Source organism: Lysinibacter cavernae (assembly GCF_011758565.1).
Lineage (GTDB): Bacteria > Actinomycetota > Actinomycetes > Actinomycetales > Microbacteriaceae > Lysinibacter > Lysinibacter cavernae.
Window position 1 is genome coordinate 637,864 of sequence record NZ_JAAMOX010000002.1, and the last position, 22,694, is coordinate 660,557.

A 22,694-nucleotide genomic window follows, 5' to 3' on the forward strand; every position below is an offset into this window, starting at 1 on the left:
AAATTTGCCAAGGAGAGGGGCATCAGCCGTGCATTTCGCGAGTTATCCACATACGTTATCCACAGCCCCCGCGATCCCGGGGAATAATTGTGGATAACCCTGTGAACAACATTGCGTCCTTGTACAACGCCCGGCAATGGGCGAGGAAAAGAAGGCTGGTCAGGGCCGAGAAGTTGAAAGCGACCGAAAGTCATTAAAGCTATACAGATGGATTCCGGCAGGCAGAGCGATTTCGGATTCAGCATTTGCCCAGTTAGTAAGCGCGCCGGTAACCTCCGCACTAAACACTTGCGGGTCAAAATGCGCGGCCGATAGCAGTTGTAGAGCGGAATTCTTCCTCGCAAAGGCGAGCGACGCACCAACACCAATTTTCGTCCCAATTGCGACCAGACGCCGCCAATTCACGGCGGCGGGGAGGCCAATCCAGACCGGAAGAGTCACCCCAGCTGCCGCAGTATCCCGCAAAAACTCAGCCACAACTGGTGCCTGAAAACATAACTGGGTAACGGCGTAGTCGGCTGTGGACTGCTTGTGGAGAAGTAGGTCGATTCCCTGCTCCCGATTGAACAGCGGATGCCCCTCCGGATACGCGGCTATCCCCAGATTTGCGAGTTTTCCCCAGTTTTCCCGCACAGCGCACAGAAGTTCGCCTCCGTCGGCAAACGGGCCGCCATGCTGGGGCCCGTCTCCACCAATCACAAAGAGTGATCGAATTCCGTGATCGGCTAGCCGGTCGAGATGTGCCACCAGCTCGGCCTCGCTCACAATGAGCCTCGCCGAAAGATGCGGGATGACGTCGTAGCCAAGGTCAGCGAGTTGGGTGCTCACCCTGAGCGTTGGCTCAAGCCCGTGCTGAGGAAGGCATGTTACGGTCAGCGTCGTATCGCGGGGAAGGTGGGCAACAATATTGGCTACAGCGTCCTTCGAGGGAATGATCTCGACTCGCACTCATCCACCGCTCTCGTCGCTTGTTGATTCTTGACCAAGCGTAATACTTACGCACGGATGGGCAACACGCTAGCCTGTTGACTATGAGCGAACCCCGCGGCGATTCTGCTTCCAATTCCGACCATTCTTCCGCTGGGGCAACCCCTCAAGGAACCCCACCTGCGAGCACCGATGCCATGCGAGTAGCGCCGCACCTTGGCCACGATACGGTGGCGCCTCGACGCAGGGTCATCTCGTGGGCGTTGTGGGACTGGGGCTCTGCCGCGTTCAACGCGGTTGTCACCACCTTTGTATTTAGCACCTATCTTGCGAGCGGACTCTTTGTTGATCCCGCTATCGTCGCGGCTGCAGGCGACGACGCAAATAATCCGGCGCTCGTTGCGGCAAAGGCCGACAGCGCATCCGTCGTCTCGATCGCTCTCACGGTCGCCGGCATTTTGATCGCGCTTATTGCACCGGTGCTCGGGCAGCGCTCAGATGGCTCCGGCCGGCGCAAGCTGTGGCTCGGGGTCAACACCGGCCTCGTTGTCCTTTCTATGGCCGCCATGTACTTCGTCGAGCCAAACCAACAGTTCCTAGTGCTCGGAGCCGTGCTGCTCGCGGTAGGCAACATGTTCTTCGAGTTTGCGAGCGTCAACTACAACGCCATGCTTGTGCAGGTGTCAACGCCAAAAACTATTGGTCGCGTATCCGGGTTTGGTTGGGGCATGGGCTATGTCGGCGGAATCGTCCTGCTCGTCATCCTGCTCGCGTTTTTCATTCTTGATAATGGTGACGGAACCGGCGGCATCCTGCACCTTCCGTCTGGCACGGCCGGCGGCGGGCTTGACGTTCGCTTTGCGGTTCTCGCCTCGGCCGTCTGGTATGCGATTTTTGCGATTCCAGTGCTGCTTGCCGTTCCAGAGATCCCAAAGGTGCAGCGCACCAACAGGGTGAGCTTCCTCGGAAGCTACCGCGTCCTCGCGCACACCATCCGCGACCTCTACCGCAAGCGCCCCCAGGTGCTGCTGTTCCTCGTCGCAAGCGCGGTCTTCAGGGATGGGCTCGCTGGCGTCTTCACCTTTGGCGCCATTATCGCCGCCAACGTGTTTCACTTCAGCGCAACCGAGGTGCTCTACTTTGCTGTTGCCGCCAACTTGGTGGCTGGCGCGGGAACATTCCTCGGCGGTTACCTCGACGACAAGGTTGGCCCAAAGCGCATCATCATCTTCTCGCTTGTTGGCATGGTGACCGCCGCGGTTGTTGTGCTGTTTCTTGGCAACGCTCAGTCCGGGTTCTGGGTTGCCGGTCTTGTGCTGTGCCTCTTCGTTGGGCCGGTGCAGTCCGCAAGCCGCAGCTTCCTCGCTCGCATCACTCCGGCTGGGCGCGAGGGCGAGATCTTTGGCCTCTACGCAACAACTGGCCGGGCGGTGAGCTTCCTTGCCCCTGGCCTGTTCACGCTGTTCGTCGCCATCACGTCTGACACCCGCTTTGGCATTCTCGGTATCGCAATCGTGCTCCTTGGCGGCCTCGCACTCATGCTTCCGGTCAAGGACCGCCAGGTCGCGCTCGACTAGCGGTTTGCTCTGGGAAGGCAATCCCTCCGGTTGACATCCGGAGGCCTCCCCGTGCGTACCTTTGGGTTCCGGGGGTCCATACCGGCAACGTCACCCTCTGTTTCTCGGGTCCCCGGATATCCATCGCCCCGTCACAAGGCCATCGGCCTGGTTACAAAGCAAGCACGGGGAAGCACACGTCCGTCACCCAGTGAGCCGGGTTTGGATCGCTGCCCGGTCCAACCCGGTAGATGTTGAACATCGGCCCCGCCTCGATCGAGTGCTCGGCGAGGTACTCGCCAATCGCCGCGGTCACGGCGCCCATCTGTGAATAGTCACCCTCAAGAGTCGCAACCACCACGTCTTGGGCCGGCACATCATGGCACTCCAAGGGGTCAACGGCGTCAAATTGGGCCGTGGTCTGGACCCAGACGGCGATATCAACATTCGCGTCTCGATACTCGGGATCGTAGAACGTCGCCCCGGCGAGACCACCCGCGGGGAACGTGGCCGTTGACTCGGCCACGCGCGACATGATTTCGCGCCAGAGCTCGCCCTCGTCGGCAAATGTGCCAACCGTTCGGCGCAGCGACGCCACCGTCATGGCCGGCAATGATTCTGTGCGGACGTTGTAATTCATTGGTTTCTCCCTGAGCGTTGCGCTCATCACTGCGAGCGCACGAACCCTCTCGGCAACCTGTTCGTGTTCGGCCTCGAGCCGCTGCGACTGGTCTGCCAGGAGGTTGGACAGGAGCGAAACGTCGCCACGGGCCGCGAGCACCGCACGGGTCTGTTCGATTGAGAATCCGGCATTCCGCAACCCGATAATGAGCTGGGCATGACCGATCTGCTGCGCATCAAAATAGCGGTAACCGCTCGCTGGGTCTACCCAGCCGGGCTCTAGTAAGCCGTTGTCTTGATAGTGCCTGATCATGCGCACGCTAATGCGCGTCAGCCTCGAAAACACTCCGATGCGGAGCAGTCCGTTGGTCTCGTTCGCTTCCATGTCTCCATCACACACTCTGACACGCTGGCAGAGTCAAATTACCAGCGGTTTGCGGCGACTTCTGCCCAGCCAACGAGTCCATCAACCGAGATCTCCTTGCCAGAGGATCGACGTACCCAGCCAGTCCACTCGCCAAAGGCCTGATGCGTCTCGCCCGAGACGATCAGCGCGTTTGTTGTTGCGTTGCGCACGTGGAATGGAGTGAGGGTGACATTCACGCGATCGCCAACCACCGTCCACGGCTGCATAAAGTCGTTCCCGTCAAAGGTCCAGCCGAGCTCGTTTGGGATGTAGTCGAGGTGCCCATCCACAAAGAGCGCGTTCTCTGTCGAACCCGTACCAACCGTCCAGCCCCCGCCAAGTTGCAGGCCAACCTTCTTGCGCTTCACGATGCCGGAACCAGCACCCCAGTTCCACGTGGCGGAGTACGGCCAGCGGCCACGTCCACGATCAAGCACCGCCCAGCTCTGCTTTGCGGGCAGGTCATACCGAACACCGTCAACCGTGATGCTGCCGGTAACCACGCGCGCGAGGTCCTTGAGCGTGTATTGAAAGAGCCGCGACGACCAGGGCACAACAACGCCAAGGCTGTCCTCGCCAGCTTCTGCCCGCAGGTCAACATCAATTCCGGCAACGGATGCCCGAATCGTCGTGGCCTCTGCCGTGTCGGCAAAGCTCAACACAACCTTTTTTGTTGTAGCCCTTGCAGTGAATGGCGGAAGCGTATCCGGAAGCGTCACTTTGCGACCGAGCGGCACGGTGCTCGCGATCTCAACCTCTTTGCCTGTCTCCCGGTCAAGCAGGTAGAACTGATTGACCGAGGCGTAGTCGAGGCTCGAGATTGTCATGCCGAGCACATAGCGAGGGGTCACGATTCCCCAGTATTCCCAGCGCTTATTCCGTCCCCAACCGGCAAGATTGGTGCGGTGTAGCGGCCTGCGCGTGTATCCGCGGGCGTTGGGGTTCAGGTTGCCGTCTGACAGACATAGGTCGACGACGTCGGTGATCTCCGCAAATGACGAGCTCATGCCTCCACACTACTCGCCTCAAATCGCACCGGGAGCCGTTCATCCACACGCTCGCAGATGTGTGAGCCGCATCGGCAAAGGGTCGGTAGAGTGGTGTGGTTGACGGGGTACAAGCAGTGAGGAGCCAGGATGTCTACGGTCACGCTGAGCCCTGAACAACAGCGCGTCTTTGACCGCATTGAGCAAAGCCGCGAGCACGTGTTTGTCACGGGAAGGGCTGGCACCGGAAAATCCACGCTCCTCAACCATCTCTCCTGGAACACCGAGAAGCAGATCGTGGTCTGCGCCCCAACCGGCGTCGCAGCGCTCAACGTTGCCGGCCAGACGATCCACTCGCTCTTCCGCCTACCAACTGGCGTCATCGCAGACCACACTATTGACCAAAATGCGGAGGTCAAGAAACTCCTCAACGCCATCGACACGCTTGTCATCGATGAGGTTTCCATGGTCAACGCCGACCTCATGGATGCCATCGACCGCTCGCTTCGCCAGGCACGGAGCCGCCGCCACGACCCGTTTGGCGGCGTACAGGTCATCATGTTTGGCGACCCGTACCAGCTGCCACCCGTGCCACCCAACGATCCGGAAGAGCGCGCATACTACGAAGACACGTACCGGTCGCAGTGGTTCTTTGACGCAAAGGTGTGGCAAGAGACCGAGCTCAACATCGTTGAGCTCACCGAGATTCACCGCCAGCGAGACGACCGGTTTAAGGGCCTGCTCAACGGCGTACGGCACGGTGTTGTCACCGCTGAGATGGCCGGTGAACTCAACGCCGCCGGCGCCAGGTCCGCCCCTGATGAGAACATCATTACCCTTGCCACAACCAACGCGATCGTCAACCGTATCAACGCGACTGAGCTCGCGAAACTTGGCGGCAAATCGCTCAAGGCCGTCGCCGAGGTCAATGGAGAATTTCGCAAGGGCGCCTATCCGGCCGACGAAGAGCTCGAGCTCAAGCCGGGGGCGCAGGTCATGTTCCTCCGCAACGATCCAGACCAGCGCTGGGTGAACGGCACACTTGGCACGGTTGATCACATCGACGGCAACGTCTGGGTCGAGGTTGACGGCGAGCTGCACGAGGTTGAGCCGACCAGCTGGGAACGACACCGTTACACCTATGCCGCCGATACAAAGACACTCACCAAGGACGTTGTTGCCGAGTTCATCCAGTTCCCCTTGCGCCTCGCGTGGGCAGTCACTATCCACAAATCGCAGGGCAAAACCTACGAGCGCGCCATCATCGACCTCGGCACCAGGGCGTTCAGCCCAGGTCAGACCTACGTTGCGCTGAGCCGAATCACCTCCATCGAAGGCTTATACCTCACGCGACCGCTTCGCCCATCGGATGTTCGAGTCGACGATAACGTGCGCCGATTTATGGCAACCGTGCGGCAAGAGCAGGCCGCGCGGGCTGCGGCCGCGAGCGCGGCGTCCGACGACGGCGGCGGCGACTCCTCCGACTAGCCGGCACTTCGAGGCACGAGGCGAGGCCGCCTCCGGCAAAAACGTATGTCCCCCGCGCGTGGGCGCAGGGGACATACGTTTGTTCCCGGGATTACTCCCGGTCATTCACAACTATGCGACGTTGGTCGAAGAAGCCTTCGCCCGCGCGAGGTCATTGAACACATCGGTGTTGAACTGGTAGGCGCGAACCACCTCGTCAATGACGCGGTCGCGCTCTGCGTCATCCCAGTTCACGGCGTCGAGTTGCTCTTTATAGGTGTCTTTGAACTCTTTTGGCTTTGCAATCTCGTCGAAGAGATAGAAGCCAACACCGTTGGTTTCAAAGCCAAACTGGCGCTGGATGAGGGTGCGGATGATCTGGCCGCCAGACAGGTCCCCGAGGTATCGGGTGTAGTGGTGAGCGACAAAGCCGCCGTTCCAGGTGGCACCAACTTCATTGATGCGCGCAACGTAGGCGGCAGTCGACGGCAGTGGCTCGATCAGGTCACGCCAGTCGTCTCCGAGCAGAAACTCAAGGTCTGCCTCAAGTGCAGGCAGGCGAGTGAGCTTCGGCGTAATGAAGGATGCAGCGATGGCATCGTTCATCATGCGCTCGGTTGCCGCTTCGAGGGCCTGATAAATGAAGTAGTGCTGAACGACGAGGGAGATGTAGTCCTCGCGTGTTCCACGACCCTTGACGAGGTCGTCCATGAAGGTTGCACCCTCACTGTCGCCGTGGCTGGACTTGGTGCGCTCGCGCAAAACCTGCGAAAAAGAAACTACGTTTGACAAGATGTACTCCCACGTTCATTAAGACGGTTCCAGCTTAGCCGACCCTAACCTAGAATCTGCCCAATAATTCTTATGCGATCTAGTGAGGGCGTGGCTCAACACCAAGGCGACGGCATGCCTCGTCATACAGCACAACAACCTCGCGACGAATTTCTGGACGCTCCGTGATCGTCTGCGACCACGCGACGAAGAGGTCACTCGTGCCAGACGGATCTGTCACCGTCCAGACTCCACCGGTGCCGTCGAGGTCTTTCATGACCGAAACGGTAGCCTCAGGACGACCAAACGCCCGAGCGATCAGCAGGCTGTCATCGTTGTGGTCATCGTTCATGTGCGCAAGAACGCCGTCGACGATTTTGGGATCGAATTTGCTCATAAACTCCAGCGTAGTCGGCATTTCTTCAGGGGCATAAGCGCTAGACTCTACCTTTAGTTCATCGACAGACTTATTAACCCGTAAGGGGGCTTCGTGGGCTTTTCCGCGACGAAGCCACTCCGTGTGCTGGCGGCCGCCAGCCTCGCAGTGGTCATGCTGACTGTTTCTGCCTGCACAAGCGAGGGCCCCCTCGACTTCGACGGGCCCAGTAACCAGAAGTTCTCAAGCGACACCTCCGACCGCATCCAAGCGGCTCTCCAAGAGGCGGCAACTGGCGCAGGCGCAAGCGGGGCCATTGCCGGCGTTTGGGCACCATGGGCCGGCTCATGGGAAGGCGCCGTTGGGTCAACAACTCCCGGCGGCAATACGGCAACGACCACCGACATGACCTTTAGGGCCGGTCAGCTCAGCGGGATGATGACCTGCGCCGTCTTCCTCTCGATGGTTGAAGACGGCGTTGTCGGTCTTGACGACGCCGTGACCAAGTACCTGACGCACCAGAGCGAAATCAACGACATTACCCTTCGTCAGCTCTGCCAGAACACGTCTGGCATTGCCGACTATGAGCCTTCGTTGCGAGCCACATTTGCCGCAAACCCGACGCGCATGTGGCCAGAAGGCGAGCTTGTCGCCAACGGCCTCGTTCACTCGCCGCTTTCAGCACCTGGGCAGCAGTTCAACTACAGCCAAACCAACACCATTCTGCTCGGGCGAGCGCTCAAGTCGGCAAGCATGAAGTCGTGGGATGAGCTGTCTCATAAATACCTGATCGATCGCCTTGGTCTCAAGAACACAACGTTCCCAGACCCAACGACACTCACTGTTCCTGGCAACGCCCTCCCTGGCTACACCCTTGCGGCAGTCGACGGCGGCTTTAACTGCACTGACCCGGTGGCCGTCCCAGAGGCATCCCCCTCCATGGGTGGCAACGCGGGCTCTGCGGTCACAAGCGTCATCGATCTGCAGCGCATCGCAGCCGGGTACATGAATGGCAACCTCCTCGACGAGAAGCTGACCGGCGAAATCTTTAACGCAGTGCCGATTTACAGCCCAACCAAGGATGCCGAAGGCAACGAGGTTCCGATTACCCCCGAACAGGCAGCGGTCAACGAAACGCAAGGCTTTGGCCTTGGCGTCGCAAAATACGGCGAACTCTGGGGGCTCGGCGGTGCGACGCCCGGGTACTCAAACGCTATCCTGCATGACCCCGCAACCGACCTCACGATCGTCGTGGCACTCAACAACTCCACGGTTGGTTCCGACTATGCGCTCACCCTCGCTAAGCGGCTCGCGGCGATTGTTGCCGAGTCAGCTCCGGATGGAGCGCCAACGCTCACCTGGAACGAAGAGCAGACTGCCGGCGCATTGGCCGAAACGAAGAAGTGTGAGTAGCTGAGCGCTTCGCATTAAACTCGCGTTCTCGCCTCAGCGGGAACGCGAGTTTTTTTGTACCGCCAGGCCGACCCCAACAAGCACCACACCAATTGCCGCTGTCACAAGCCCTACCAACTGCCCAGTTTCGGTGGCCGCAACAATGACGGTGACAAGGATCCCAGCAACGGTGCAGAGCGAGCCGAGCAGAATCATAAGCTTCGGCAGCATTCGCCCCCCCTACGGACTGGTTTGGAGCGAGTGACGGGAATCGAACCCGCGCTATCAGCTTGGGAAGCTGAAGTTCTGCCACTGAACTACACTCGCGAGGGCCACTCTCGCGGAACGCGCGTGACCTTACATCTCAGGCTACCGACCATCCCGGCCTGGCACAAACGCCGACGACGCTGTCCCAGACATGCCACGGCAGACAGTTCCGCTGCCCGCCTTGACTATCCCAGCACGCGCTAGGCTGTAACCGTGCTTCTCTCAGACCGCGATATCAAGGCAGAACTGTCCACGGGCCGTATTGGACTCGACCCCCAAGATCTCAGCATGGTGCAGCCATCGAGTGTTGATGTTCGACTCGACCGATTCTTTCGGCTCTTCGACAACCACAAGTATCCCTTCATCGACCCCGCTGCAGACCAGCCGGACCTCACGCACCTCATCGAGACGGATGCCAACGAGCCGTTCATCCTGCACCCAGGCGAATTTGTGTTGGGCTCGACGTTTGAGCAGATCACGCTTGCCGACGACATTGCGGCACGTCTTGAGGGTAAGAGCTCACTCGGTCGTCTCGGGCTACTCACCCACTCAACCGCCGGATTCATTGACCCCGGTTTCTCAGGGCACGTCACCCTTGAGCTTTCAAACGTGGCAACGCTGCCCATCAAGCTGTGGCCGGGCATGAAAATCGGTCAACTCTGCTTCTTCCGACTGACCTCACCGGCAGAACGCCCTTACGGATCTCAGGAATACAGCTCGCGCTACCAAGGCCAGCGCGGCCCAACGGCTTCCCGGTCGTTTGAGAATTTCCACCGCACCGACGTCACGACTACGGACGCAGGAAGCCTCGGCGGCTAAATCTGTTCATTCGCCTGACACATGCGGTTGGTACGCTTAATCGTATGAGCGAGAATACGACTGACCACTTTGTGCGGCGCCTTGTCGCCGAGGGGCCCACGGCGTCCTACCCGTCTCGCATGCGCCTGTTTGGCCGGCTTGTTGGCTCGTGGGACATCAGCAATTCGTTTCTCGACGAGCACACCGGCAACTGGGCAGAGTCAGAGCGCTCCTGGGTCTTCGCCTATGTGCTTGGCGGGCGCGCTATCCAAGACGTCATCACTGGCTCGGCAGAGGGCACTGGTTCGCACGACCAGGTATTCGGTTCATCATTGCGCGTCTACGATCAGTCAGTCGGCCTGTGGCGTGTGAACTGGTTTGGTACTGCCACCAACGAGTTCTGCTCGCTGTCGGCGATCGAGCGTCGGGGCGACATCTTGCAAGACGGCACCCAAACCGATGGCAGGCCCATCCGCTGGAACTACCTCAACATCACGGACTCATCGTTTGATTGGGAAGGCTACGTCTCAAACGACGACGGCTCAACCTGGTGGCTCCAGCAGCGCATGACCGCGATTCGCCGGGCCTGAGCGGATCTACAGCCGCACCGGTCTACAACGAAGCTGGCCGAGACGATGGCTAAGCCCGCCTACAACGACGCCGGCTTACTGCGTTGAGTTGTTGCGGGCATCAATCTTTGCGTCGCGCGCAGCAAGGTCCTCGAGCATCTTGTTGTACTCGCCAAGGTCAGCATCTCCCGTGCGTACCTCATTGCGATCTTGGCGCTTGGCATCCTTTGTGTCCTGACGGCTCCAGAGGATCGCAACGGCGACCGCGAGGATAAGGGTGGGGATCTCGCCGATGCTCCAGGCGATACCGCCGCCGTTTTGCTGATCCTGCAGCGGGGTTGGGCCCCAGGTACGGCCCATCGCCCCAAACCAATCGGCAAGCATGAGTCCCGTGCCGCTCAAAATGGCAAGACCAAAGAACGCGTGGAACGCCATCGTGCCCATAAGCAGGATGAGTCGGAACGGATAGGGCAGTCGATATTTCACGGGGTCAATGCCGATAAGCGACTGCGAGAAGAGATATCCGGTAATCAGGAAGTGCACGATCATCCACTGGTGGCCGAGGTGCTCGGTGGTTGCCCAGCGGAAGAGCCCTGTGTAATAGAACACCCAAAGCGAGCCGACAAACATGATGGCCGCCACAATGGGGTTAGAGACCACGGAAGCGAACGGGGTGTGTACGGCCCAGAGAATCCATTCTCGGCCGCCACGTGAGCCATCCTTGCGCTTTGCGATGGCACGTGATGCCAGGGTGACGGGGGCGCCGAAAACCAACAGCATCGGAATTGCCATGGTCAGTACCATGTGCCCCATCATGTGCACGCTGAACAGATAGCGCTCGTACACGTTCAGCGCGCCGTTTGTTGTGTAGAACAGCAGCGCTAGGCCGAGGCACCACAGGATCGTGCGGTAGACAGGCCATGCGTCGCCGCGTTTACGCAGGCGACGTACCCCCGCAACGTAGAAGAAGATACCAAGCACAACAACAAGCGTCCAGAGCAGGTCAAAACGCCACTCGGTGAGATAGCTCAGCGGAGTCAGCTCGGAAGGAAGCGGGTCCCCTGTCAGGATGGCCGCAGGAGTTGAACCCTCGAGCTCGGCCGCAGGAGTCTGCACGACGGGAGTCTTGGTCCGCCCAAGGGCTGCGGCGACTCCTGAGGCAATGCCCATGAAGACAAGCTCGGCCAGCACAAGCATCCAGAACGAACGGATGTGCTGCGCAGGCTTACTGATCATGCGCCGCACAAGGAACTGTCGCTGGAGGATGCCAGCGATACCAAGCACGGTCAGTGCGGCTACCTTTGCCAAGACGAGGTAACCATACGGGCCGAAGAGGTTGTCGAGCGTACCAAGGCGCAGCTGCGCGCTCACGTAGCCGGATGCCGCAACGACGATAAACGAGAGCAGGGCAAGCGAGGAATAGCGCTGAACCAGCACAACCATCCGATTCGCGTCGACCGAGCGGGACAAGAAGATGAGGCAAATCAGCCCGCCGAGCCAGACGGCCGCGCTCACAAGGTGAAGGCCAAGCCCGTTGACTGCGGCGTCATGGCTTGCGCTCCCGGCCGCGTGCCCCTGCATTGCCATCGGCACGAGGGCTATGACGGACAGAATAGTGACAACAATAACAACGCGCTGATCCCGCACAGCAAAGCAGAGTACGGTCACAACAGCGCCGAGCAGCAGCGTAATCAGCCAGGCCTGACCCAACGCAATCTCGCTCACAAACTGACCGATGGCGGCGCCGAAGCGATCATCGAGCGCAAAGGTCATGCCGGTGAGGTCGATAAAGGTGAAGACGAGCACGGATGCTGAGCTCACCGTGAAAACGGCCGCGGCTCCGGCAGCAACGTCGAGGGCCGTCGAATACTCTTTCTTCTTCGGCGAGAACGCGAAGCACGCGAGTACAAGCGAGCCGATCATGGCTGCCGCGCTGAGGTTCACAAAGAGCTTGCTAAACGGCACTCCGTAGCGAACGGCAATTCCCGGGTCGAGTAGGGTGCGTGGCTCGGCGCCACCACCAAGCACAAGAGCGAGATAGAGCGCGATCAACCCGGTGAGCAAAAGCAGAGCGGGCCCGGTAATGCGGAGAAAGCGGAGCACCATAACAGCCTACGCGGTTGGGCTGAGGATTTCTGACGACCGTCGCTCGCAGCACGCGGAACAGCCGCTGTTAACGAACTCAGGCACCCCCGGAAACCGGGAGTGCCTGAGCCTGAAGGGTGAAGACTACTTGACCGAAGCCTTGAGCTTGCTTCCAACGCTCACCTTGACGCGCTTGCCAGCGGGGATGTTGATGGTCTCGCCGGTCTGTGGGTTGCGGCCCGTGCGAGCTGAGGTGTCAGCCGACTCGAATGCGATCCAGCCGGGAACGGTGACCTTGCCACCAGCAGCTACGGTCTCCGAGACAGCAGCGAAGAAGCCGTCGACAACGCTGAGTACAGCGGCCTGGCTCTGGCCAGTCTCGGCAGCGATCTTGGCAACAAGTTCAGTCTTGTTCAATGACATTGTGGGTGTCCTCCTTGGACGTTCAGTGCTGCTGAAACTACAGCCCGTTTGTTTCGACGCGGCGACAACCTAATCTTGTGCCGCGTGATCTAATGATCGCCTGTAATCTACCAGCTTTTCAGTGGTCTCCTGCGTTTTCATGCGGTAATTCCGCATGTGGTGTGTCGCAATCATTCGCCATCGGCCGGCTTGCCGAGCAAAGTTTCAATCGTGCTGTGAAGAATACTCGCTGATCGCGCCCAAGAAAAGCTTTTAATATGCGCAATTCCGCGGGTTACGAGGCGTTCGCGCTCGGCGATATTGTCAAGTCTGCGAATTTGCTCCGCAAAGTCCTCCGGGTTGTCAACACTGAAGTACAGGGCCCCTTCGCCACCAACCTCACGGAAGATTGGCAGGTTACTCACGACCGCAGGCACGCCAAGAGACAGCGCTTCTGCGACGGGGAGCCCGTATCCTTCGTCCTTACTCGCGGTCACCAACGCCGCATTATTCAGGAGCAAATTGGTGTATTCGTCATCGCTGACACCGTTGTGAAACACGACGTTGGCGCCCGAGGGGATGATGGCTTCGTACTCGGCGCGACGCTCCGGCGTGATGCGGCTGAGCAGATGCAGCGTGTGTTCCGGAAGTCCGGACATGCCACGGATGAGCGTTTCCACGTTTTTATAGGGCATGAACGAACCCATATAGATGAGGTTTCTCGGTCCTGCCTCGCTCACGGTTGGCTTGCCGACGTCATCCGCCCGCTCAGGGGCGGCGTTGGGGATGACCACGATGGGCCGTTTCGTGAGCCGCACGCGCTCAAACTCGCGCTTGCTGGTTTCGCTGACGGTCGCAACGACGTCGCCGGAATTGAGCGTCAGACGCTGCGGGACATAGCTGAGATGAAAGAGCCGCCATCCGAGTCTGATCGGCCAGGAGAGGTTCCGCGGCGGCGTCCTGTGACGGTAGTAGATGGTGTCGTGCAGGGTCAGGATGAGCTTAAATCGCCGCCCAAACGTCCCGATCGTTTGCATCGGTGAAAACAGGGCGTCTGGCCGATATCGATTGAGCAGCAGGGACGTGAACGGCTCTTTGATCGACGTGGGTGCGTGAATGAGGAGACAGTTCGCCCCTTCGGGAAGCGATGCCCGCTGCCGCTCATCGTTGATCAAGAACACGACGGGTGTGCGTTTGGCAAGAGCGGCCCCAAGCCCCGCGGAATATCTGCTGATGCCGTCGTGGAAATCGACTCGAATATACCTGGCATCGAAGAAGATTCGCATGGATTCGAGACTAGCAGTCGGTGCCGAGCCTGATCTGTGCCCGTGCGTTGTCTACGCACGCGCGGTGCGTCTGTTAACGCAGTAAGCCCCCCACCGAAACGGTGAGGGGCCTACTGTCAGATCGGGATTACTCCCAAATGCGTATTACCAGCTTGACTTGGTGATACCGGGCAGCTCGCCACGGTGTGCCATGTCGCGGAAGCGTACACGCGAAACGCCGTACTTGGTGAGGACACCACGGGGGCGTCCGTCGATAACGTCGCGGCTGCGTACGCGAACCGGCGATGCGTTGCGGGGAAGCTTCTGCAGTCCTACGCGTGCAGCTTCGCGGCTCTCGTCGGTGCCCTTAGGGTCAACGAGGGCCTTCTTCAGCTCCAGACGCTTCGCAGCGTAGCGCGCAACGATCTCCTGGCGCTGCTTGTTCTTGGCAATCATGCTCTTTTTAGCCATGTGTTTAGCGCTCCTCTCGGAATTCAACGTGCTTGCGCACTACGGGGTCGTACTTCTTGAGTACGAGACGGTCGGGGTTGTTACGACGGTTCTTGCGAGTCACGTAGGTGTATCCCGTGCCTGCGGTCGAACGCATCTTGATGATCGGACGTACGTCCTGTGCCTTTGCCATTAGATCTTCTCTCCTCGTGCGAGCAGGTCTTTAACAACCGACTCAATTCCGCGAGCGTCAATCGTCTTGATGCCCTTCACCGAAAGCGTGAGAGTCACGTTACGACGAAGTGACGGCACGTAGTACGTCTTCTTCTGGATGTTCGGGTCGAACCGACGCTTGTTGCGACGGTGCGAGTGGGAAATGCTGTGACCAAAGCCGGGAACGGCGCCGGTCACTTGGCAGACTGCTGCCATAGTTATCCTCCATCAATACCGCAAGGCGATTGCCTTGCCCAAGATCTCTTGTCGGCATAAACCCCTGGCTACCTGTGGTTGCTGAGAGCGTTCATGCGATCCGTGCGGGGAAGTCCGCACAGCCAAGGATCAAGCCTACACGATTCATTCCCTCTACGGCAAGACAAATCTGTCGCACATTCCGACTTCGGCACGTCCGATTATATATACTGAACCCAGTAAATTAATGATTGGAGTTTTATGACCACCCTCAGCATCCAGCCAACACCCCGCGTTTTAGTTGATCAACTCGTTGCTCGGCGCTCTCTCGCAACCGATATCGCGGCCGTCGGAGTCGGCGCCCTCGTCGTCGCCCTGCTCGCCCAGGTCAGCATTCCGTTGTGGCCCGTGCCAATAACCGGCCAGACACTTGCCGTGATTCTCGTTGGCACAGCATTGGGGAGCAAGCGGGGCGCGGCGGCGCTGACCGTGTACGCACTGGCCGGCCTTGCAGGAGCCCCCGTATTTGCCAACTTCACTGGCGGCCCGGGAAGTTTCTTCCTGCCCAGCTTTGGGTTTGTCATCGGATTCATCGCCACGGCGGCAGCGATAGGCTGGCTCACCGAGCGTTTTTCGCTCAGCAACCGGCCGATCATCTCATTCGCCGCATTCACCGCCACGAGCGTCATTCCATTCCTGTTTGGGGTTCCGTACATGGCGATGATCCTGAGCGGAATGGGCGTCGACATCACTTTCGATTCCGTCATGGCCGCGGGCGTGTACCCGTTTATCGTGGGTGGGCTCATTAAGGCTGCCCTCGCGGCCGCGTTGATGCCGCTTGCTTGGAAGATCGCCGGCCGGCTTCGCCGCAAAGCCGAGTAGTTGAGGCTGAGGGATGAGGGCAGCCAGGTGTCGCCATCCCCGTCAGTGCAGCTGCCTGGCAGGAACTCGCCACGGGGGTTCCTGCCAGGCAGCTGCGGCACAATCTGGCACACGATCAGTTCAGCAAAAATCCGTCGCGGCACAGGTGTAACCACAACCACAACCACAACCACAACCACAACCACAACCACAACCACAACCACAACCATGATCGCTGCACAGTGCAGTTATTTGGGTAACGATTTATCTCGATGTCAAGATATATTGCGTGTCCAGTTTCCTTCGTGAGCTGAGGTCTGCAATACTCTGGGGCACCGCCACAGAGACGTGACGGCCGCCGCGAGGCAATAATCGCAGAGGAGACTGGTATGAGCAACGACGCTCACCGTGAATCGTCAACATCCCCCATCGACTATCAGGTTGTAGAGCAAGAGCCCCTGTTCCGGGAGCTCAAGAAACGCCATCGAAGTTTCGTCTTTCCGCTCGCTGTCGCCTTTCTTGTCTGGTATATCGGATACGTCCTACTTGCTGCCTATGCGCACGAGTTCATGGCCACTCCGGTCATCGGAAACGTCAATATCGGCATCCTCATGGGCCTCGGCCAGTTTGTGACAACGTTTGCGATCACGACCTGGTACGTGAGCTATGCAAACCGCAAGCTCGACCCCATTGCTGCCGAAATCCGTTCGGAACTCGAAGAACAGGAGGCGACGCGATGAACGCACTCTTCTTGCTCCCATTTGTCACCGAGCCAAAGGTCGCCGAAAACAACCCCGTCCTGAACATCTCGATCTTTGTTGCCTTCGTTGGCATCACGATGTTCATTGTCATCAGGGCAAGCCGCAACAATAAGACTGCTGCGGACTTCTACGCCGGCGGCCGGTCTTTCACCGGTGGCCAAAACGGCACAGCTATCGCCGGCGACTACCTGTCAGCCGCATCCTTCCTCGGAATCGTTGGCGCTATTGCGGTGAACGGCTATGACGGGTTCCTCTATTCCATCGGATTCCTCGTCGCTTGGCTTGTTGCGCTCCTGCTCGTCGCAGAGCTCATGCGTAATACCGGCAAATTCACCATGGCTGACGTGCTGTCCTTTCGGTTGAAACAGACGCCAGTGCGCATGGCGGCTGCCATCACTACGCTTGCTGTTTGCTTCTTCTACCTACTCGCACAGATGGCAGGCGCCGGCGGACTCGTGTCGCTGCTGCTCGGCATTAACGACAAGCTCGGCCAGTCACTTGTTGTGATCGTCGTTGGTGTTGTCATGATCTTGTACGTACTCTTCGGCGGCATGAAGGGCACAACCTGGGTACAGATCATCAAGGCAATCCTCCTCATTGGCGGCGCCTTTGTCATGACTATTTGGGTGCTCGCCCTCAACGGATTCAACCTGTCCACCCTGCTTGGCAAGGCCGCCGAGGCTTCGGAACAGGGTGCTGCCATCCTTGCGCCAGGTCTGCAGTACGGCGCCAACCCGCTTGACTTCATCTCGCTTGCCCTTGCCCTTGTGCTCGGCACTGCAGGTCTTCCGCACGTGCTCATGCGTTTTTACACCGTACCAACGGCAAAGGAAGCTCGTCGATCGGTTGTCTGGGCCATTTGGCTTATCGGGCTGTTCTACCTGTTCACGCTTGTACTCGGATACGGTGCTGGATACCTGGTTGGTCCAGAAACCATCAAGGCCGCACCTGGTGGTGTGAACTCCGCCGCGCCGCTGCTCGCGCTGCAGCTTGGCGGACCGGTTCTGCTTGGACTGATCTCGGCCGTCGCCTTCGCAACCATCCTCGCGGTCGTCGCAGGGCTCACGATCACCGCTGCAGCGTCGTTTGCCCACGACATCTACGCAAATGTCATCAAAAAGGGCAAGGCTGATAGCGTGACCGAGGTAAAGGTTGCGCGTCGCACAGTGTTGGTCATCGGTGTACTCGCCATTCTCGGTGGGATCGGCGCGCAAGGGCAAAACGTTGCGTTCCTCGTTGCCCTTGCCTTCGCAGTCGCCGCAAGTGCGAACCTGCCAACGATCCTCTACTCGCTGTTCTGGAAGAAATTCACGACCCGCGGTGCGGTCTGGAGCATGTACGGCGGGCTCGCCAGCGCAATCATCCTGATTGCGCTGTCACCCGTTGTTTCAGGTTCGCCAGACTCGATGCTTGGTGAGGGCATCGACTTCGCCATCTTCCCAATGAAGAACCCAGGACTCTTCTCGATTCCGATCGGTTTCTTCCTCGGATGGCTTGGAACAGTCACGAGCTCCGTCAAGGAATCCCCGGCACTTGCCGCCGAGATGGATGTCCGGTCACTCACCGGCCACGGGGCGGAGAAGGCGGTCGACCACTAGTCGCAGGCAACTCCATCGCCGTCTCGATCGAGGTCGTAGAGGTCGGTACCGATCACGTAGACGGGTCCGCGTACATACGCGGGCCCGTTTCCGCTTCCGCCCTCGCAGTCAACGTCGGATGCAATGGGAACGCAGGCTCCCGAATAATTGGGGTCGCAGCCCGCAGGCGCCTCTTGAACGGGCGCAGGTGCTGGTGCGGGTTGCTGCGTACCAACAGCCGTGACCGCGTGGATTGGTGCGGTTGTGATCGCATCGGACGTGATTGACCTGGCGGTTTCTTTGCCGTCAGTAAGTACGACGGTGTAGGTAATGGTGCGGACGCCAGGGATGCCGGTCACACGGACAGCAGTCGTTCCCACCAGCATCGTCGGATCCTCGACGGTCTGCTCCTCAAAGGGGACGGCCGTCGTCTCCGTGAGCGTTGTCGTCTTGATCACAGGAGTCGGGGTTATCTTTGTGGGCGTTGGGCTGCTCGAGGGCGTCGCAGAAGGGCTTGCTGTAGCAACGAGTGGCACAGCCTGGTTGTCTCTGTTGTCACCCGCGGCGGAGAGTGGGGCGCTCACAACGAGCGCAACAAAAGAGACGGCAGTCAGTATCCCTGCCACCTTTCGACTGCGAACCCTAAACAGCTCTACCCGTCCTCGGACGAGCCCGTAAATGCCAACGCCTAGGCTCATCATGCAGAGTACGGCCAGAAACGAGAAGAAACCTCCGCTCAAGAGCACCACGAGCAGAATCACGGCGGCCAACCCCGAAAAGACAAGGGCGGCAATGCGTGCAGGATGAGTTGAGGTTGCGGGCTGCATGGGGGGATACTTCCGTCTTCATTGACTATCGCTCGTGTGCCCGACCTCTATTTATGGTTAACGCACAAAGCCACTCTAGTCGGTGCGATCACGCCAACCGAATCAACGATCGTGGCGTAACCCCAGCTACTGAGTGGCTAAGTCACAAAATCCCGTTTGTTTGAGTTAAACAAGGGAGCCCCACACACCAACAGGTATGCGGGGCTCAACCTCTTATAAAAGAAGTCCGGCGGTGACCTACTCTCCCACAGGGTCCCCCCTGCAGTACCATCGGCGCTGCGAGTCTTAGCTTCCGGGTTCGGAATGTAACCGGGCGTTTCCCTCGCGCTATAGCCGCCGAAACACTATCGACAACCCACCAACAAATGGCGGGATGCCAGGTTTCGACAAAACAAAGCAACAAAAATTGTTCTTCATTCTGTGTGTTCCCGACCGTATATCGAGAACCACAAAGTGGACGCAAACATCACAACAAGAAATTATCAAGTATAGAAAGTGTTATCAAGTTATCGGCTTATTAGTACTGGTCAGCTCCATGAGTCTTTAGTCCTCACTTCCACATCCAGCCTATCAACCCAGTCGTCTACTGGGAGCCTCTCCCCCGAAGGGATAGAAATCTCATCTTGAGGCCGGCTTCCCGCTTAGATGCTTTCAGCGGTTATCCATTCCGAACGTAGCTAATCAGCGGTGCTCCTGGCGGAACAACTGACACACCAGAGGTTCGTCCAACCCGGTCCTCTCGTACTAGGGTCAGATCCTCTCAAATTTCTTACGCGCGCAGCGGATAGGGACCGAACTGTCTCACGACGTTCTAAACCCAGCTCGCGTACCGCTTTAATGGGCGAACAGCCCAACCCTTGGGACCTACTCCAGCCCCAGGATGCGACGAGCCGACATCGAGGTGCCAAACCATGCCGTCGATATGGACTCTTGGGCAAGATCAGCCTGTTATCCCCGAGGTACCTTTTATCCGTTGAGCGACAGCGCTTCCACAAGCCACTGCCGGATCACTAGTCCCGACTTTCGTCCCTGTTCGACCTGTCAGTCTCACAGTCAAGCTCCCTTGTGCACTTACACTCGCCACCTGATTGCCAACCAGGTTGAGGGAACCTTTGGGCGCCTCCGTTACTTTTTAGGAGGCAACCGCCCCAGTTAAACTACCCATCAGGCACTGTCCCTGAACCCGATTAGGGTTCGAAGTTAGATATCCAATATGACCAGAGTGGTATTTCAACAATGACTCCACCTGAACTAGCGTCCAAGCTTCAAAGTCTCCCACCTATCCTACACAAGCCACACCGAACACCAATACCAAACTATAGTAAAGGTCACGGGGTCTTTCCGTCCTGCTGCGCGTAACGAGCATCTTTACTCGTAATGCAATTTCGCCGAGTTCGCGGTTGAGACAGCTGGGAAGTCGTTACGCCATTCGTGCAGGTCGGAACTTACCCGACAAGGAATTTCGCTACCTTAGGATGGTTATAGTTACCACCGCCGTTTACTGGGGCTTAAATTCAGAGCTTCGCCGAAGCTAACCCTTCCTCTTAACCTTCCAGCACCGGGCAGGCGTCAGTCCGTATACATCGACTTGCGTCTTCGCACGGACCTGTGTTTTTAGTAAACAGTCGCTTCCCACTGGTCTCTGCGGCCTTCAAACGCTTCACGGAGCAAGTCCGTTAACGCCTCAGGCCCCCCTTCTCCCGAAGTTACGGGGGCATTTTGCCGAGTTCCTTAACCACGATTCTCTCGATCTCCTTAGTATTCTCTACCTGACCACCTGAGTCGGTTTGGGGTACGGGCGGCTAAAACCTCGCGTCGATGCTTTTCTCGGCAGCATAGGATCATCAACTTCGTCACTTAAGACTCCCCATCGGATCTCAGACTATATGAATGGCGGATTTGCCTACCATTCGTCCTACATCCTTAGCCCGGGACAACCATCGCCCGGGATTGACTACCTTCCTGCGTCACACCTGTTAATACGCTAAACGCACTAGAACGGGTTCGAGCGTTATCCCCGCGCACTCACACCCGAAGGTGATCATGCCCGGACTTAGGACTCTTAGCACTACTAGATTGTCTTGGGCGGTTTTTCGCCGGTACGGGAATATCAACCCGTTGTCCATCGACTACGCCTGTCGGCCTCGCCTTAGGTCCCGACTTACCCAGGGAAGATTAGCTTGACCCTGGAACCCTTGGTCTTCCGGAGGACGGGTTTCTCACCCGTCTTTCGCTACTCATGCCTGCATTCTCACTCGTGTAGTCTCCACGGCTGGTTTCCACCGCCGCTTCACTGCCCACACGACGCTCTCCTACCCATCCATACGGCTGGACCACGAAGGCCTACCAATAATATGAATGTCACAAATTCGGTGGTGTGCTTGAGCCCCGTTACATTGTCGGCGCGGAACCACTTGACCAGTGAGCTATTACGCACTCTTTCAAGGGTGGCTGCTTCTAAGCCAACCTCCTGGTTGTCTAAGCAGCTCCACATCCTTTTCCACTTAGCACACGCTTTGGGACCTTATTTGGTGATCTGGGTTGTTTCCCTCTCGACTATGAAGCTTATCCCCCACAGTCTCACTGCTGCGCTCTCACTTACCGGCATTCGGAGTTTGGCTGACGTCAGTAACCTTTTGGGGCCCATCGGCCATCCAGTAGCTCTACCTCCGGTAAGAAACACGCAACGCTGCACCTAAATGCATTTCGGAGAGAACCAGCTATCACGAAGTTTGATTGGCCTTTCACCCCTATCCACAGCTCATCCCCTCAGTTTTCAACCTAAGTGGGTTCGGTCCTCCACGCGCTCTTACACGCGCTTCAACCTGGCCATGGATAGATCACTTCGCTTCGGGTTTAGAACATGCGACTCATTCGCCCTATTCAGACTCGCTTTCGCTACGGCTTCCCCTCACAGGTTAACCTCGCCACATATCACTAACTCGCAGGCTCATTCTTCAAAAGGCACGCTGTCACAGCTACAAGGCTGCTCCAACGGATTGTAAGCAAACGGTTTCAGGTACTATTTCACTCCCCTCCCGGGGTACTTTTCACCTTTCCCTCACGGTACTTGTTCACTATCGGTCATCTGGGAGTATTTAGGCTTATCAGGTGGTCCTGACTGATTCACACGGGATTTCTCGGGCCCCGTGCTACTTGGGATACTCTTCGAGCGATTGCTGCATTTCGACTACGGGATTATCACCCTCTATGATTGACCTTTCCAAGCCATTCGCCTATACAACGTTCTAACTCTCAGGCTTCGGCAGAAGCCAATGAAAAGTCCCACAACCCCGAACATGCAACTCCTGCCGGATATCACACATGCTCGGTTTAGCCTGATCCGCGTTCGCTCGCCACTACTAGCGGAATCACTGTTGTTTTCTCTTCCTGTGGGTACTGAGATGTTTCACTTCCCCACGTTCCCTCTACCCGCCCTATATATTCAGGCGGGAGTCACCGGGTCCATCGCTGGCCCAGCGGGGTTTCCCCATTCGGACATCCTCGGATCAAAGTTCGTTTATCAACTCCCCGAGGCTTATCGCAGATTACTACGTCCTTCTTCGGCTCCAGATGCCAAGGCATTCACCGTTTGCTCTTAAAAACTTGAAATCACATGAGATTGAATCGAATTCATTTCGTTAAGAAAAAATTGACCAATGATCTATATATTTAAGATCTTGTTTAGACACAAACCCAACACCATCCACCCCCTTGGAAGAAGGCTTCAAAACATTGCGTTTGCATCCAAGATGCTCGCGTCCACTGTGTAGTTCTCAAAATACGGGCGGTACCCAATCTCCGCTGAAGCGCTGCTCCAACATCAAAAGGATCCAGAGGTTCAGACCCAACCACCAAACGGCGATCAGTATCTGGTCCCTCAGGACCCAACAGCGTGCAAACAACGAACCAAAACCATGCG

The 22,694-nt window shown here is 58.1% G+C and carries 21 protein-coding genes, 1 tRNA gene and 2 rRNA genes; 8 read left to right on the forward strand and 16 right to left on the reverse strand.

Annotated features, from left to right (window positions below):
• Positions 1–159: 159 nt before the first annotated feature.
• Positions 160–948 (reverse strand): methylenetetrahydrofolate reductase, encoded by a 789-nt coding sequence (locus FHX76_RS12170; RefSeq protein WP_167151007.1) that lies wholly within the window; start codon positions 946–948, stop codon positions 160–162.
• A gap of 176 nt (positions 949–1,124) precedes the next feature.
• Here FHX76_RS12170 and FHX76_RS12175 point away from each other — a divergent pair, with 176 nt between their 5' ends.
• Positions 1,125–2,504, forward strand: a complete 1,380-nt coding sequence (locus tag FHX76_RS12175) for an MFS transporter (RefSeq protein WP_167151708.1) — start codon at positions 1,125–1,127, stop codon at positions 2,502–2,504.
• Between the two features lie 151 nt (positions 2,505–2,655).
• On the opposite strand, the gene FHX76_RS12180 is transcribed toward FHX76_RS12175, so the two are convergent.
• Positions 2,656–3,489 (reverse strand): MerR family transcriptional regulator, encoded by an 834-nt coding sequence (locus FHX76_RS12180; RefSeq protein WP_167151009.1) that lies wholly within the window; start codon positions 3,487–3,489, stop codon positions 2,656–2,658.
• 38 nt (positions 3,490–3,527) lie between these two features.
• Positions 3,528–4,517 carry a DUF2804 domain-containing protein gene (locus tag FHX76_RS12185; protein WP_167151010.1) on the reverse strand — a complete coding sequence of 330 codons (990 nt, stop codon included), beginning with the start codon at positions 4,515–4,517 and terminating at the stop codon, positions 3,528–3,530.
• A 129-nt stretch (positions 4,518–4,646) separates the two neighbouring features.
• On the opposite strand from FHX76_RS12185, the gene FHX76_RS12190 reads away from it, so the two are divergent.
• On the forward strand, positions 4,647–5,984 hold the full coding sequence (locus FHX76_RS12190) for an ATP-dependent DNA helicase (RefSeq protein WP_167151012.1): 1,338 nt from the start codon (positions 4,647–4,649) through the stop codon (positions 5,982–5,984).
• Between the two features lie 111 nt (positions 5,985–6,095).
• Here the strand turns inward: FHX76_RS12190 and FHX76_RS12195 are convergent, their stop codons facing one another.
• A complete protein-coding gene (locus FHX76_RS12195) occupies positions 6,096–6,755 on the reverse strand; it encodes a biliverdin-producing heme oxygenase (RefSeq protein WP_167151014.1) in 660 nt (219 codons plus the stop codon).
• A 79-nt stretch (positions 6,756–6,834) separates the two neighbouring features.
• Complete coding sequence (locus FHX76_RS12200; RefSeq protein ID WP_167151016.1) at positions 6,835–7,131, reverse strand: DUF2470 domain-containing protein; 297 nt, start codon at positions 7,129–7,131, stop codon at positions 6,835–6,837.
• 93 nt (positions 7,132–7,224) lie between these two features.
• Between FHX76_RS12200 and FHX76_RS12205 the strand changes: the two genes are divergently transcribed.
• Entirely contained in the window at positions 7,225–8,523 is a 1,299-nt protein-coding gene (locus FHX76_RS12205; RefSeq protein ID WP_167151018.1) for a serine hydrolase, read from the forward strand.
• Between the two features lie 33 nt (positions 8,524–8,556).
• On the opposite strand, the gene FHX76_RS12210 is transcribed toward FHX76_RS12205, so the two are convergent.
• Together FHX76_RS12210 and FHX76_RS12215 are read right to left on the reverse strand one after the other, a co-directional pair.
• A complete protein-coding gene (locus FHX76_RS12210; RefSeq protein WP_167151020.1) occupies positions 8,557–8,733 on the reverse strand; it encodes a hypothetical protein in 177 nt (58 codons plus the stop codon).
• Between the two features lie 22 nt (positions 8,734–8,755).
• Positions 8,756–8,829, reverse strand: a tRNA-Gly gene (locus FHX76_RS12215).
• Positions 8,830–8,982: 153 nt separating this feature from the next.
• Between FHX76_RS12215 and dcd the strand changes: the two genes are divergently transcribed.
• On the forward strand, positions 8,983–9,588 hold the full coding sequence (gene dcd / locus FHX76_RS12220; protein WP_167151022.1) for a dCTP deaminase: 606 nt from the start codon (positions 8,983–8,985) through the stop codon (positions 9,586–9,588).
• Between the two features lie 44 nt (positions 9,589–9,632).
• Positions 9,633–10,157, forward strand: a complete 525-nt coding sequence (locus FHX76_RS12225) for a hypothetical protein (RefSeq protein ID WP_167151024.1) — start codon at positions 9,633–9,635, stop codon at positions 10,155–10,157.
• A gap of 75 nt (positions 10,158–10,232) precedes the next feature.
• Here the strand turns inward: FHX76_RS12225 and FHX76_RS12230 are convergent, their stop codons facing one another.
• The 6 genes from FHX76_RS12230 to rpmB form a co-directional block, all read right to left on the reverse strand.
• Positions 10,233–12,242 (reverse strand): bifunctional copper resistance protein CopD/cytochrome c oxidase assembly protein, encoded by a 2,010-nt coding sequence (locus tag FHX76_RS12230; protein ID WP_208402665.1) that lies wholly within the window; start codon positions 12,240–12,242, stop codon positions 10,233–10,235.
• A gap of 123 nt (positions 12,243–12,365) precedes the next feature.
• The gene (locus FHX76_RS12235; RefSeq protein WP_167151026.1) at positions 12,366–12,644 is read right to left on the reverse strand and encodes an HU family DNA-binding protein; all 279 of its coding nucleotides are present in this window, start codon (positions 12,642–12,644) and stop codon (positions 12,366–12,368) included.
• Between the two features lie 170 nt (positions 12,645–12,814).
• Positions 12,815–13,909 carry a glycosyltransferase family 4 protein gene (locus FHX76_RS12240; RefSeq protein WP_167151028.1) on the reverse strand — a complete coding sequence of 365 codons (1,095 nt, stop codon included), beginning with the start codon at positions 13,907–13,909 and terminating at the stop codon, positions 12,815–12,817.
• Positions 13,910–14,053: 144 nt separating this feature from the next.
• Entirely contained in the window at positions 14,054–14,359 is a 306-nt protein-coding gene (gene rpsN / locus FHX76_RS12245; RefSeq protein ID WP_167151030.1) for a 30S ribosomal protein S14, read from the reverse strand.
• A gap of 4 nt (positions 14,360–14,363) precedes the next feature.
• Positions 14,364–14,531, reverse strand: a complete 168-nt coding sequence (rpmG, locus tag FHX76_RS12250; protein WP_141916402.1) for a 50S ribosomal protein L33 — start codon at positions 14,529–14,531, stop codon at positions 14,364–14,366.
• Positions 14,531–14,767 (reverse strand): 50S ribosomal protein L28, encoded by a 237-nt coding sequence (gene rpmB, locus FHX76_RS12255; RefSeq protein ID WP_167151032.1) that lies wholly within the window; start codon positions 14,765–14,767, stop codon positions 14,531–14,533. Before rpmB ends, rpmG begins: the two co-directional genes overlap by 1 nt.
• Before the next feature lie 240 nt (positions 14,768–15,007).
• Here rpmB and FHX76_RS12260 point away from each other — a divergent pair, with 240 nt between their 5' ends.
• From FHX76_RS12260 to FHX76_RS12270, 3 genes are all read left to right on the forward strand, one after another.
• Entirely contained in the window at positions 15,008–15,628 is a 621-nt protein-coding gene (locus FHX76_RS12260; RefSeq protein ID WP_167151034.1) for a biotin transporter BioY, read from the forward strand.
• Positions 15,629–15,996: 368 nt separating this feature from the next.
• The gene (locus FHX76_RS12265; protein ID WP_167151036.1) at positions 15,997–16,347 is read left to right on the forward strand and encodes a DUF485 domain-containing protein; all 351 of its coding nucleotides are present in this window, start codon (positions 15,997–15,999) and stop codon (positions 16,345–16,347) included.
• A complete protein-coding gene (locus FHX76_RS12270; RefSeq protein WP_167151038.1) occupies positions 16,344–17,966 on the forward strand; it encodes a solute symporter family protein in 1,623 nt (540 codons plus the stop codon). Before FHX76_RS12265 ends, FHX76_RS12270 begins: the two co-directional genes overlap by 4 nt.
• On the opposite strand, the gene FHX76_RS16135 is transcribed toward FHX76_RS12270, so the two are convergent.
• The 3 genes from FHX76_RS16135 to FHX76_RS12285 all read right to left on the reverse strand — a co-directional run bounded on the left by FHX76_RS16135 (position 17,963) and on the right by FHX76_RS12285 (position 22,384).
• Positions 17,963–18,772: a G5 domain-containing protein gene (locus tag FHX76_RS16135; protein ID WP_243848789.1), complete on the reverse strand. Its 810-nt coding sequence runs from the start codon at positions 18,770–18,772 to the stop codon at positions 17,963–17,965. The two genes, FHX76_RS12270 and FHX76_RS16135, sit on opposite strands and share 4 nt — an antisense overlap.
• 224 nt (positions 18,773–18,996) lie before the next feature.
• Positions 18,997–19,113, reverse strand: a 5S ribosomal RNA gene (gene rrf, locus FHX76_RS12280).
• A gap of 156 nt (positions 19,114–19,269) precedes the next feature.
• Positions 19,270–22,384 (reverse strand): 23S ribosomal RNA (locus FHX76_RS12285).
• Positions 22,385–22,694: the final 310 nt, after the last annotated feature.

Bases quoted from the DNA above. Each gene is read 5' to 3' on its own strand.
- FHX76_RS12175 (WP_167151708.1), top strand. From the start codon at position 1,125: ATGCGAGTAGCGCCGCACCTTGGCCACGATACGGTGGCGCCTCGACGC.
- FHX76_RS12180 (WP_167151009.1), bottom strand. From the start codon at position 3,489: ATGGAAGCGAACGAGACCAACGGACTGCTCCGCATCGGAGTGTTTTCG.
- FHX76_RS12185 (WP_167151010.1), bottom strand. From the start codon at position 4,517: ATGAGCTCGTCATTTGCGGAGATCACCGACGTCGTCGACCTATGTCTG.
- FHX76_RS12190 (WP_167151012.1), top strand. From the start codon at position 4,647: ATGTCTACGGTCACGCTGAGCCCTGAACAACAGCGCGTCTTTGACCGC.
- FHX76_RS12200 (WP_167151016.1), bottom strand. From the start codon at position 7,131: ATGAGCAAATTCGATCCCAAAATCGTCGACGGCGTTCTTGCGCACATG.
- FHX76_RS12210 (WP_167151020.1), bottom strand. From the start codon at position 8,733: ATGCTGCCGAAGCTTATGATTCTGCTCGGCTCGCTCTGCACCGTTGCT.
- FHX76_RS12225 (WP_167151024.1), top strand. From the start codon at position 9,633: ATGAGCGAGAATACGACTGACCACTTTGTGCGGCGCCTTGTCGCCGAG.
- FHX76_RS12230 (WP_208402665.1), bottom strand. From the start codon at position 12,242: ATGGTGCTCCGCTTTCTCCGCATTACCGGGCCCGCTCTGCTTTTGCTC.
- FHX76_RS12235 (WP_167151026.1), bottom strand. From the start codon at position 12,644: ATGTCATTGAACAAGACTGAACTTGTTGCCAAGATCGCTGCCGAGACT.
- FHX76_RS12240 (WP_167151028.1), bottom strand. From the start codon at position 13,909: ATGCGAATCTTCTTCGATGCCAGGTATATTCGAGTCGATTTCCACGAC.
- rpsN (WP_167151030.1), bottom strand. From the start codon at position 14,359: ATGGCTAAAAAGAGCATGATTGCCAAGAACAAGCAGCGCCAGGAGATC.
- rpmG (WP_141916402.1), bottom strand. From the start codon at position 14,531: ATGGCAAAGGCACAGGACGTACGTCCGATCATCAAGATGCGTTCGACC.
- rpmB (WP_167151032.1), bottom strand. From the start codon at position 14,767: ATGGCAGCAGTCTGCCAAGTGACCGGCGCCGTTCCCGGCTTTGGTCAC.
- FHX76_RS12260 (WP_167151034.1), top strand. From the start codon at position 15,008: ATGACCACCCTCAGCATCCAGCCAACACCCCGCGTTTTAGTTGATCAA.
- FHX76_RS12265 (WP_167151036.1), top strand. From the start codon at position 15,997: ATGAGCAACGACGCTCACCGTGAATCGTCAACATCCCCCATCGACTAT.
- FHX76_RS12270 (WP_167151038.1), top strand. From the start codon at position 16,344: ATGAACGCACTCTTCTTGCTCCCATTTGTCACCGAGCCAAAGGTCGCC.
- FHX76_RS16135 (WP_243848789.1), bottom strand. From the start codon at position 18,772: ATGCAGCCCGCAACCTCAACTCATCCTGCACGCATTGCCGCCCTTGTC.